At 43.1% G+C, this 12,644-nt stretch carries 8 protein-coding genes; 1 reads left to right on the plus strand and 7 read right to left on the minus strand.

Features of this window, described 5'->3' with window-relative positions; genetic code table 11:
* Positions 1 to 7: 7 nt before the first annotated feature.
* Entirely contained in the window at positions 8 to 1,219 is a 1,212-nt protein-coding gene (locus QXD64_07270) for a sugar phosphate nucleotidyltransferase (protein MEM3397111.1), read from the minus strand.
* A complete protein-coding gene (glmM, locus tag QXD64_07275; GenBank protein ID MEM3397112.1) occupies positions 1,216 to 2,517 on the minus strand; it encodes a phosphoglucosamine mutase in 1,302 nt (433 codons plus the stop codon). The genes QXD64_07270 and glmM overlap by 4 nt, the downstream gene beginning before the upstream one ends.
* Positions 2,518 to 2,604: 87 nt before the next feature.
* Between glmM and arcC the strand changes: the two genes are divergently transcribed.
* Complete coding sequence (arcC, locus tag QXD64_07280) at positions 2,605 to 3,558, plus strand: carbamate kinase (GenBank protein MEM3397113.1); 954 nt, start codon at positions 2,605 to 2,607, stop codon at positions 3,556 to 3,558.
* 1 nt (position 3,559) lies between these two features.
* Here arcC and QXD64_07285 read toward each other — a convergent pair whose 3' ends face one another.
* From QXD64_07285 to QXD64_07305, 5 genes are all read right to left on the minus strand, one after another.
* Positions 3,560 to 7,981, minus strand: coding sequence for a kelch repeat-containing protein (locus QXD64_07285; protein MEM3397114.1), 4,422 nt, complete (start codon positions 7,979 to 7,981; stop codon positions 3,560 to 3,562).
* A 48-nt stretch (positions 7,982 to 8,029) separates the two neighbouring features.
* Entirely contained in the window at positions 8,030 to 9,070 is a 1,041-nt protein-coding gene (locus tag QXD64_07290) for a glycosyltransferase (GenBank protein MEM3397115.1), read from the minus strand.
* Positions 9,071 to 9,201: 131 nt separating this feature from the next.
* On the minus strand, positions 9,202 to 10,392 hold the full coding sequence (locus QXD64_07295; GenBank protein ID MEM3397116.1) for a DegT/DnrJ/EryC1/StrS family aminotransferase: 1,191 nt from the start codon (positions 10,390 to 10,392) through the stop codon (positions 9,202 to 9,204).
* Between the two features lie 18 nt (positions 10,393 to 10,410).
* Positions 10,411 to 11,385: a GDP-mannose 4,6-dehydratase gene (gmd, locus tag QXD64_07300; GenBank protein MEM3397117.1), complete on the minus strand. Its 975-nt coding sequence runs from the start codon at positions 11,383 to 11,385 to the stop codon at positions 10,411 to 10,413.
* Between the two features lie 24 nt (positions 11,386 to 11,409).
* Positions 11,410 to 12,465 carry a glycosyltransferase family 1 protein gene (locus QXD64_07305; GenBank protein MEM3397118.1) on the minus strand — a complete coding sequence of 352 codons (1,056 nt, stop codon included), beginning with the start codon at positions 12,463 to 12,465 and terminating at the stop codon, positions 11,410 to 11,412.
* Between the last annotated feature and the right edge of the window lie 179 nt (positions 12,466 to 12,644).

A 12,644-nucleotide genomic window follows, 5' to 3' on the forward strand; every position in this document is an offset into this window, starting at 1 on the left:
CCGTCCCTCAAATTATCCTTGTTTTTGGTGAATAACATCTGGCCTCAACAGCCCTCCCTGCGCCCACCCAGCACTCCTCGCTCAAAACTGTGCCCGGGTTCACAGAACAATTTATCCCGAGCTTGCAATCGTCGCCAATCACTGCACCAAATTTTCTCAACCCTGTTTGCACCTTCACTCCCTGAACATAAGAATGAATCTCCTTTCCATCCAGCCGCAAATTTGCAATTTTTGTGCCTGCACCGAGATTCACTCGCATTCCAATGATACTGTCTCCCACATAATTGAAGTGTGGTGCATTTGAGTTTGACATAATTATTGAGTTTTTGATTTCACTGGCATTACCAATGTGACAGTTATCACCAATGTATGTGCTTGGCCTGATGTAAGCATTAGGGCCAATTCGGCAATTTTTCCCAATGTAAACTGGCCCTACGATATAGCTGCCAGAGTGCACCACAGTGCCTTCCTCAATCACCACATTTCCTTTCACAACTGCATACTCCTCCACCTCTCCCAGAATCTTTCTCTGAACCTTACTCAACAAAATTTCGTTGGCCTTCAACAAATCCCAGGGCTTCCCTATGTCCTCCCATGCACCAGCACTCTTAACAGAAACCACTTTCTTTTCGGACGCTAGCAAGTTTATTGCATCTGTTAACTCATACTCTCCCCTCGCCGAAACCTTTATTTTATCCAGTGCCTCGAAAATTTCGGGTGTGAAATAATAAATCCCTGCGTTAATATAGTCTCCCTTAACCTTTGCCTTTTCATGGATTTTTACCACATCCTCACCATCAAATTCTATAGCCCCATACTCCAAGGTATTCTCTCTCCTCACCGCAGCAAGCACATTTTTCCCACCCTTTCCTTTAGCCAACACCTCTTTCAAAATCTCTTCCTCAAAAACAATGTCCCCATTGAGGCAAAGAAAATTTCCATCACAGAATTTTCTAACTGTTTTCACCGCATCTCCAGTCCCTGCTTGCTTCTCCTGTCTGATCAGGGTTATTCCCTCCTTCCCCTCTAACATCTCCCTGAACTGCGCTTCCTGCTGATGCACCACAATCGCAATTTCTTCAATTCCTGCATTTTTCAGGGCGTCTAGAATGTGGAGAAGCAATGGTTTACCTGCAACTGGAAGTAATGGCTTTGGCGTTTTCGCTGTAAGGGGTTTTAACCTTTTCCCCTCACCTGCTGCAAGCACAACTGCCTTCAAGCTATGCACCTCTTCACCACATCCATTGCCTGCTCATAAATCTTTTCGCATCTCTCTGCACTCCTGCTCTCTGAAAAAATTCTGATTTTTGGCTCTGTGCCTGAGAAACGCACAAGCAATGCACCATCCTCAAAAATCAACTTCAGGCCATCAACTGTAAAAGCTCTGCCTCCAAGCTCCCTCAATGCCTCAAAAACCTTCTTTTCAATCTCCAGACGCCTTTCCTTCTGGTATTTTACACTCCCTTTCTTGATGTGTAACCTTGGAATATTCGCAACCATTTCCGAAATGCGTTTACCCTCTTCAGAAAGCAATTTCACTGCGGCGTAAATTCCATCTGGACAATAAGAATGCTGCGGAAAGATATATGTGCCAGAGGGTTCGCCTCCAAAAACTCCGTTCAGCTCACGTAATTTTGCACTTACAAACACATCGCCAGTTTTTGTCACCTCCACTCTTTCCTCCCCCAACAACCAATAAACCGCAGAAGTAGTGTCAATGCTCACCACGACCTTTCCCTTGGGCAATTGCCTTGCAAAATGGCAGAGAATCAAATCTGGCTCCACATAATTTCCTTGCTCATCTATAACAGCAACTCTGTCTGCGTCTCCATCATGGGCAATTCCTGCCTCACAACCTTCAGCCACAACTGTTCTGGAAAGCGTCTTCAAGTGCTCGGGAACTGGTTCGCTCTCACGCCAGGGAAAGGTGCCATCTGGCTGGGCATTCAGCGAAAGCACCTGGCATCCCAGCATTCTCAAGATTGTTGGTGTAAATTCACCAGCGGCCCCATTTCCAGCATCTATCACTACCTTCTTTTCGATTTTTCCGAACTCGGCAACCAATTTTTCAATGTATCTTTCTTTCAGATGATATGCTGTTGAGTATCTGCCAATAAATTCATATCCTGGATTTCTGCAGTTTTTCCGTTCAATTACCTCCTCTATCTCTGCCATCTGCTTTTCAGAGAAGCCTGACCCATCAGGGTTTATGAGTTTAATTCCGTTGTATTCTGGGGGATTGTGCGATGCCGTAATTACAGCACAGCAATCAAAGAATCTAGCCAAATAGCCAGCAACAGGTGTTGGTGCAATGCCCAAATCAACCACATTGCCACCAGATGCCATTATTCCTGATATGAATGCCTTTTCAATCATGTTCCTCGAGGTTCTTGTATCTGTAGCGACCAGCACATTTGGATAACTGCTGCCAACAGCTCTACCCGCTGCCATTGAAAGTTCTAAAGTCAGTTCGGAGTTTATAATCCCCCTTATCCCTGAGCTGCCAAAGTATTTCATCGGGCAATGGAGATTTTAGGGCTATTTATATATATCTCCAGGTATTTACTTCAATTTACCTTTCAAAACCTGAAAGGGGGTATTATCATTACAAAAACTGCGGTAGTTGCAATCGGTGGAAATGCAATCTTAAGGGCAGGGCAAAGAGGCAGTGCTGAGGAGCAATTTGCAAACCTCTACAACAGCATGCCCTATCTGGTAAAAATGATTAAGGACGGCTATGACATCGTAATCACGCATGGGAATGGCCCCCAGGTGGGTAACATCCTCCTCCAGAATGAGTTAAGCAAAGAGCAGGTGCCCACTATGCCACTGGATGTTTGCGGTGCAATGTCACAGGGACTTCTGGGGTACCTGATCCAGCAAACCCTCACGAACCTGCTTGCAATTGAGAAACTGAATAAAACCGTAGTGTCCATTGTGACGCAAGTTGTTGTCAACGAAAACGACCCAGCATTCAAAAATCCAACAAAGCCAGTCGGGCAATATTACCCTGCGGATGTTGCTGAAAAGTTGATGAAAGAGAAGGGCTGGGTTATGAAGGAGGATAAGGCAAGAGGAGGATTCAGGAGAGTTGTGCCCTCACCAGAACCTATAGATATTGTGGAAAAGGAGGCAATTAAGCGTCTGGTATTTTCCGGGCAAAACCAGGAATATGTTGTGATTGCTGCTGGGGGTGGAGGAATCCCTGTAATAAGAACATCCTCTGGCTACAAAGGGGTTGAGGCAGTTATTGATAAGGACCTTGCCTCCAGTGTGCTTGCAAATGCAATTGAGGAGAAATTTTTTGTAATTTTAACAGATGTGGAAAAGGTCTGTCTTAACTTTGGCAAACCAAACCAGCAATCCCTTTCGCATCTCTCGCTTTCTGATGCTGAAAAATACTTCGCTGAAGGACAGTTCCCGAGCGGAAGCATGGGTCCGAAGATTCTTGCCTCAATCAGATTCCTGCAGCGAGGTGGAGAAAAGGTGCTGATTACCTCAGGAGAAAAATTGAGGGAGGCACTGGAAGGAAGGACTGGTACCCTCATCACGAAATGATTCAGTATTGCCTATTTTTTTGCTGAGCTCTCTGCATTTCTGGTTTTGCCTTTTTCTTTCTGAGGAACAAGAAGTAGATAAGAAGGACTACAACTACAATTCCAGCAATCACAACCAGCAGAATACCAAGAATGCAGGTGTTGACGATTGCTTCGCCTGTCTCAACTGTTGCCGTGATTTCATTTGATTTTTCACCTTCTCCTGCTCCATTTACTGCAGAGACCCTGTAGTGATAACTCTTTCCCGGCTCCACACTAATGTCAATGTATGTTGTGTTGCCAGCACTCACTTCCTCAAGCAAGGTCTCGTTTTCACCATCTACCCATCTGTAAATTCTGTAAGCTGTGATGTTTGAACCGCCATCGTCTGTGGGCTTGCTCCATTCTAGCGTTATCCAGAGCAATTTGCTCACCACACGAAGATTCAGCACCTTGCCTGGCACTGTGAAAGGCACCACGCTCACAATTGCCTTCTCGCTTTCTCCAGCAGCATTTTCAGCACTCACTGCATAGTAGTATCTGACACCGTTCTTCAGATTTTTGTCCATGTAAGTTGTAGTATTGACCTCTGCAATCTTCGTCAGGTTGGTCTCATTTAGGCCCCTGTAAATGTTGTATTTGATTATCTGGCTCCCACCATCGCTCAATGGAGGATACCAGCTTAAATTCACAGTTCCATTGCCAGCAACTGCTTCCAAATACTGGGCTTTGCCTGGCACACCAATCGCTTTTGCACTCACCACATCGGAAAGAAGTCCCTCTCCATAACCATTTACCGCACTCACCGCATAGAAGTAATCTGTGCCAGAGATAATGTTTGTGTCTGTGTACGAATACTGGACTCCTAGTGTAGCAAGAAGCGAGAGATTGTCTGGACTCATGCCCCTATAAACTTGATAATTCGTGATCTGGCTTCCACCATCACTCAGTGGGGCCTCCCATGTAAGCACTATTTTTCCAGCTTTTCCTTCAGCAGTGAGATTTCTTACCTTACCTGGTGCACCAATCACACTTGCACTCACAACATCGGATTTTGCACCTTCTCCCACTGCATTCACAGCACTTACAGCATAGTAATAAGTTCCACCTGTTGAGAGCGTGTCTGTGTAGGAGGTTATGTTAGCATTGACTGCAATCAGAGAAAGATTGCCTGGTTCAGTGCCTCTGTAAATTCTGTAGTTTGTGATTGGGAAATAGCCAGTATCTAATGGCATCACCCAGGTAAGAGTAACATTCTTATCCAGAACTGAAGCAGTCAGGAAACGGGGCTGGGAGGGAAGATAGCCAGTAAGCACAGAAATTTCGTTGGAGGCAGGGCTTTCGCCCACTGTGTTATAGGCCCTCACCACATAATAGTATGTTCTACCGAACTGCACAGTCGCATCTACATAAGCAAGGGCACTTACGCTGTCCAGATATGTCTCAGCTCCACTTACAAGCCCACGATAAACCTTGTAGCCAGATATTTGAATTCCGCCTGTATCTGAAGGAGGTTGCCAGGCAATTCTCACCACACTTCCTGCTGCGTCAAAGTACCCAGTTAAATTCTTTGGTGGTGCTGGTGTGGTTGCTGCAGTTGCGTTTGCCTCATTCGATTTGTTTCCTTCTCCAATTGCATTTATTGCTGCAACCTGATAGTAGTATGTTGTGCCAGCTGTTACATTTGTATCTGTGTAAGTTGTGAAGTTACCGATAATTGCAAATGGTGTTTCTGTGCCAGACGCTGTGCTCCTGTAAATCCGATAGTTTGTAATTGCACTGCCACCATCACTTGCCGGCTGTATCCAACTGAGGGTAATTTTTCTATCTCCGATTTCAGCTACTAGATTCCTTGGGGATGACGGAACACCATAGCCATAAACCTCGGCTTCCAACACACCTGTCTTGTTTCCCTCACCAATGTTGTTCAGCGCGCTCAGAGCATAATAGTAAACCTTACCAACGCTCACATTTGTGTCCTTGTATGTAAGCTGGTTTCCGAGTTCTGCATAAAGCAATAGATTTGTAGAAGTGTTACCCCTGTAGAGCCTGTAGCCAATTACGGGTGTGCCTCCATCATCAAGTGGAGGTTCCCAGCCCAGTGTGACATTTTCAAAAGAAGAAACTACTGTAAAGTTACGCGGTACTGAGGGTACGGATGGAGATAATGGCGTGGCACTTGCCTCGTTTGACAATCCACTTTCTCCAATAGTATTCACTGCACTAACAGCATAGTAGTAGGTGGTGCCTACAGTCACAGCGGCATCCGTATAATTGAGTTGATTGCCAACAGTAGTAAGATATGTGAGATTGCCAGAGCTTGTACCTCTGTAAATTTTGTAGCTGGTAATTGGACTTCCTCCATCACTTCCAGGTGTTTCCCATTGCAAAAAGATTTTGCCATGCCCAGCCTTTGCTACAAGATTTCTTGGTGGACTTGGAGCTGTGCCTAGATTCAACACCCAGGTATCGTTGAAAGGTTGGGTCGGGTATGCTCCAGCATCGCCATAAAATACATACACTGATTTCCCATCTGTAGCCAGTGCATGGGCACCTCGTGCTTGCGGAACTTTGCTCAGATTCAGCAATATCCAGGTATTTGCAGAGTATGAGTATGCCCATGTTTCATTGGAGTAGGGGCTCCCACTCACACCACATGCACCACCAAACAAAATAATTTTTTGATGAACGCTAACATACGACATCTTTGCTACCCATCTTCCTGATGGTGCTATGGAGGTTGGCAGTTTGGTCCAACTGTTCGTGCTATAGTCATATGCCCATGTCTCTGCTTTAAGTGATGTGCCAGTGTTGCCGCCAAAAAGAATGCACTTTCCGCTATTTTCGTCGTACGCTAAAGCATGTTCTTCAATGCCCCCTGGATTCTGAGATGTTAATTTTTGTGTCCAGGTATTTGTAGAGTAGTCGTAAACCCATGTGTCACTAAGGTGTGTATATCCTGTTCCCACGCCTCCATACATCACAAACACACCGTTTTTCTTATCAAAAACCATTTCATGCCCATATCTCCCAGGTGGGCTTACGGATGGATAGACACTAGACCAGGAATTTGTCCCATAATCATAAACCCATGTATCTGACATACAACTGTTTGTCGATGTGCGTCCACCAAAAAGCACTAATTTGTGGTGCAAGGAATCATATGCCATCGCATATGAATCCCTTGGAGAGGGGGCAGTAACTGGATTCATATTTCGCCAAATGTTAGTTCTCGGATAGTACACCCAGGTTTCGCTATTTAGGGCATTTGTGCTAGTCCTACCTCCAAAAAGAATGAAAACATCTGCTGATTCGTGATAAACTACTTCTATGTGTCTTCTCGCAGAGGGTCTCTCTGTGGGCTCAAGGCAGAACCACTGCAGACTTGTTGCATCAAAAAGCCAGGAATCACTGAGGAGTACTAGAGGATTGTTGCCCGCATGCCCACCCACATAATAAAGATTGTTTCCGTCAGTTGCTACAACATAACCTCCTCTCGCACTTGGCAATGATTGGAAATTCAGTTGTACCCAACTGTTCGTTCCACTATCATAGGTCCATGTCTCGTTTGAAAAACTTTTTTCATCTGCGGAAGTGGCACCACCAAACAGTATAAGCTTTTGAATAGTTGGCGCAAAAACCATTTCAGCCAACCATCTTGGAGTGGGACTCCCTAATGGACTTAGTTTCTGCCAGGTGTTCTGAGCATAGTCATAAGCCCATGTTTCGCTCAAAAGTGAACTCACATTTGCACCACCAAAGAGAATGCATTTCCCAGTTTTCTCATCATACCCAAACGCAGGGTCCTCTGCTTTCGGTGGTGTGTTTTGTGTGATTTTCTGTGTCCATGTGTTTGTACCGTAAGAATATACCCATGTATCGCTTAATCTATTCCAGTTGCTATCCACGCCACCAAACAGCACAAAAACTCCATTTTTCTTGTCGAAGACCATTTCACATCCATACCTACTAGGTGGTTTTACTGATGGATTCATATTTGTCCATGTATTTGTTGAATAGTCATAAACCCATGTATCTGAGTAAAAGGTACTTGTACCTGCAAAGCCGCCAAAAAGTACAATCTTGTGGTTAATTGTATCATAAGCCATGCCAAAAGCAAGCCTTGCTGGTGGCGAGTTTAAAGGGTTCAAAAGCCGCCATGTGTTTGTTTTCGGATTGTATTCCCAGGTCTCACCGCTCTGTTGGTTCGTACCTGTTCTCCCACCAAAGAGAATAAACACACCTGCAATTTCATAGTACACCATTTCGGCCTGATATCTCGCAGACGGTTTTGATTCCTGTGTTAGTGGATACCATGTGTTGGCAGGAATTTCTATACTAGATACCACGTCTCTTTCATGCCTCGCTTTTTCTGCATTCGCCATCGCACTCAATCCAGTGCTGCAAACTAGCAACACCATAAGGAAAGATAACAGTTTCTTCATACTATGTGGCCTCCTTACTCTTCCGAAATATTTCTTCAATATTTAAAGCTATCTTGCCAATAGAAATTCTTTATAACATTTTACATACTCTGCAGCTGTTTTCTCCCACGAATACTTTTTTGCGTGTTCAATTCCTCTATTTTTTATATCCATCTTTAATGCCTCAATTATTCCCTCTGCAAATTCTTTAGGGTCGTTGTTTTTTACATATACAGCAACATCACCTAGAAATTCTCTGTTAAACACCTTGTCCAAAACTACTACCTTGGCACCACATGCCAACGCCTCAAGACAAGATAAGCTCTCTATATATATGCTTGGCCACACAAAAACATCACATGAAGAGTAGTGCCTCCGTAATACTTCCTCTGAAACTACACCGGGTTCAACAATATCAAAACTCTTCTTTTTTATCTCCGCGATCTCTTTCTTTTGTTCTTTCCATATAGTCGGTCCAAACCTAACAAATCGAGATTCTATTCCTTTATCTCGTAAGTATTCAAGTGATCTGGCTACAAGGATAAAATTCTTTCTCGGTTCGTTGCTTCCGACAGAAAGAATATTTATTTTTGAAGGAGAAAAAAATTCTCCCTTTTCCTTTTGTGGATAATATTTTTCATGATCAATTCCGAGTCTTATCACACGAATTTTTGGGGACTTTATATTTGCATATTCTACAAGTTCCCTTTTAGACCATTCACTTATACTAACTATGCACTTTGCCCTTTTCAACGCTAAAATTCTCGTTTGCCAGTCTATTTTGTCCCCTAATCCCTTTATTCCGTATTGAGGCAGTTTAAGTGGCCAGATATCATAATATGTGATAAAATTCGTATTCAGGGTGGCCCAACCAGGGTCGAATGCATGTACTATTTTCGCTTGTGGAAATAGGGTTATTCTTTTCACCCATGTTCTAATGAAATATCCTCTCTGTGCTTCTTTCAGACCTAAAGGAAAGAATGTAACTGATATTCCATTCTCCTGGCAGTATTTCCAGATTAACGGCAAAAGTTTGCGTATTACAGTACCATGACCAGTACCCTCTGGTACTGAAGGTTCAAATATACATGCTATATCTGTTTTTCTCATAAAAGTAATAAAATGCATGATGCATATATTATTTTTCTTTTGTGTTCTCAAGCTATCTGGCACATAAAATTTAAGTTCTCTTGAGTCGCAACGAACATACTCTGAGCAGTTTTATGTCAAGATAGATTGTGCTAAATGCTGGAAATAACACGCTTAAAGCTTTTTACCATGTAATCCAAATCCTCTTCATTGAGATATTGATGACATCCCACATAAAAACCATTTTTACCGATATATTCTGCATTCGGAAGTTTCCCTTCATATTCTTTCTTCATGTGTAAATATGCTGGCTGCTGGGTAGGGATACACCCAAATATAGGGCGGCTTTCAATTCCCTCTGCTTCTAGCAATCTCTGAAATTTAGTTCTAGATACTTTGGTAGTCTCAAGGATAAGGGGATATGCTAAATAACTTACCAACGGGTCAAATTTGGGAATCCTTAAAAAATCAGAGTAGTTAGATAGACAGTCATTTAGATATCTGACATTTTCGCTTCTTTTCTTCACAATTTCGTCTGCCTTTTCTAATTGAACTAAGGCAAGAGCGGGTGCGAATTCCATAAGCTTGAAGTTATACCCGATGATTTCATGCATGAATCTTGGGTCCATTTCTCCGCTCATTTTGGGACAGGTCCCTTTATTTCGGGTGCATAGTAGACAATCACATGCTCTACCATGAGCCTTTACCTTCCTACATATCCTCCAAAATTCTTCGTTGTTTGTGGTGATTGCACCCATCTCTCCCGCCTGAATGTTGTGGGCTATGTAAAATGAGAATGTACCACATAGACCTTTTGAACCTGTTCTGCTACCATCAGGGTATCTAGTTCCATGGGCCTGTGACGAGTCTTCAATCAATGGAATTTTTCTGTCATTTAGGTCGGGGAGTAAATTCGTAACTTCACAATAGTACCCCATCAGGTGAACTGGTAGTACGGCTGCGATATCATCACTCCTACTCTCAATTGCTTGTTTAATATTCTCAGTTGTGATGTTAAAATTATCTAGAGAAATATCTACAAAAAGGGGCGTATACCCTGTCAAAACTATTGAGTTCACGGTTGCAATGTAGGTTACAGGTGTGGTAATAATATATCTTTTTATGTTAAACATATTCTTTATTGCAGTCAGCGTACAAATTAGTGCAGATGTCCCTGAATTTACTCCAACACAATATTTTGTTCCAATGTAATTTGAAAATCCTTTTTCAAATTGTAATAGTTTGTTACCTTCAGATATCCGACCACTATCTATAACTTCCAAGATCGCTTTCCTTTCTTCCTCGCCGATTCTAAAATCTCCCACGGGTATCCATTGTTTCATGAAGTCCACCCCTTTGCTCTACTGTTTTATTTTCCCATACCTCTCCAAATCCGCCTCCACCATTATCTTTACCAGTTCCTTAAAAGTGACTTTCGGTTTCCAACCCAGCACTCTATTTGCCTTAGAGGCATCGCCGCAAAGCACATGCACCTCTGCAGGCCTGTAAAACTTCTGGTCTGTCTTGACATATTTCTCCCAGTTATCGATGCCAGCATACTCGAATGCAAGCTCCACAAATTCTCTGATTGTGTGGGTCTCACCAGTAGCAATTACATAATCATCTGGCTTATCTTGCTGAAGCATCAGCCACATTGCCTCCACATACTCTGGTGCATACCCCCAGTCCCGTTTTGCATCCAAATTTCCTAAAATTATTTCGTTTGCAAGCCCATATTTTATTCTTGCCACACCATCGGTGATTTTTCTTGTCACAAACTCAATTCCCCTTCTGGGCGACTCATGGTTGAACAAAATTCCATTGGAGGCATGAAAACCATAGCTTTCCCTGTAGTTCACGGTAGCCCAGTATCCCATCAATTTGGCAAAACCATAAGGACTTCTGGGATGAAATGGCGTGTTCTCATTCTGGGGCACCTCTTTGGCAAGACCGTAAAGTTCACTCGTGGATGCTTGATAAAATCTTGCATCTGGACAGGCCACACGCATTGCCTCGAGCAATCTGACAACACCAACACCTGTAACCTCTGCAGTGAGAACTGGCTGTTTAAACGAGGTTTGCACAAATGACTGCGCTGCCAGATTGTAAATCTCATCTGGCTGAGACACAGTAAGGGCAGCAATCAACGAACCCTGATCTGTTAAATCACCATCAAGCAATGTGATTTTGTCTAATATGTGTTCAATGTTCTTAGTATTGGGTACTGAAAGCCTTCGCACAAGCCCATAGACCTCATAGCCCTTAGAGAGCAAGAGTTCTGCGAGATAGGAACCATCCTGCCCAGTTATGCCCGTAATAAACGCAATCTTACTCATGAAGCGAGAATATTCTCCGAGTATTTAAGTCCATTCTCTCAATAGCTTCTGATACAACTGCACATGCGCATGTACACATTTTTCCCAGGTATACTTCCTTGCCTGCAGAATCCCTCTTCTCCCAATGTCCATTTTCAATGCCTCAAGAATTCCTTCAGCCATCTCTTTGGGGTCATTCTTCACATAAACTGGTACATCCCCGAGAAATTCTCTATTAAACTCTGTATCTAAAGCCACAACTTTTGCACCGCATGCCATTGCTTCAAGTGGTGGCAATCCCATTCCCTCATAGATACTTGGCCAGATAAACACATCACATGTGGAATAAACTTTTCTAAGCACATCTACTCCAACAACCCCTGGTTCAATCAATCGCACATTACTTTCTTTTGCTGTTTTCCTTATTCTCTCGGTCTCCAATGGCCAGTCTGATGGTCCAAATCGCACGAAATTTACATTTTTTCCCATCTCCTGCAAAAACCCCACGGCCTTAACCACAAGTGGGAAATTTTTCCTCGGGTCGTTGTTGCCCGCCGTAACCAGATTTATCTTCCCTGCTTGGTTCCATTTAGTCGCAACTCTTTCAACAAAAAAATTCTGGTGATTCACACCCAAAGGTATTACTTTTATTCGCTCATCTGAAATTCCCAATATTCTTTTTGCCTCATTTTTTGAAAATTGACTGATACTTGTCAGCATTCTTGCTTTCATCAACATCTTTTTCCTGTACTTCCATTCCATTCTAGCACTTGCACTTCCTAAGTATAGTTCTGGAAATCTTAGAGGTGCAAGGTCCAGCAGTGTGATAAGTCGTGTATTTGGAGTTGCAAGGTAGGCATCAAGTGCATGCACAATCTTAGCTTTAGGATGCTTTAAATATCTCACAGGCCAGATTGTGATATAACCGCCGACCTTCTTTTCTCTAATCTTAAGCTCAAACAATGGCTTTATAGAGACGATGGAAACTTCTATCCCCTGTTTTTTTGCAACCGTTGGTAAATATGCTAGAAGATTAGATGCAAATGTTCCGTGTCCCACACCACATTTCCAGTTCTGGGTTATAATCGCTACTTCTTTCATAGTTCGCTCCACATGAAATGCGAGTGGATATTTAATTATTCTTGGCAGGGCACATGACTTCGGAAAGTTCATAGAAAGTTTGAATAGAAAAAAATCCATCCCCGCTCTAAAATCAACCAGAGGGGATGGAATGTCAACACAACAAGTCCATATATCGTCCGAACTAAAAAAATATATCG

Source organism: Thermoplasmata archaeon, from assembly GCA_038874435.1.
In the GTDB taxonomy this organism is placed as follows: Archaea; Thermoplasmatota; Thermoplasmata; order Lutacidiplasmatales; family SKW197; genus SKW197.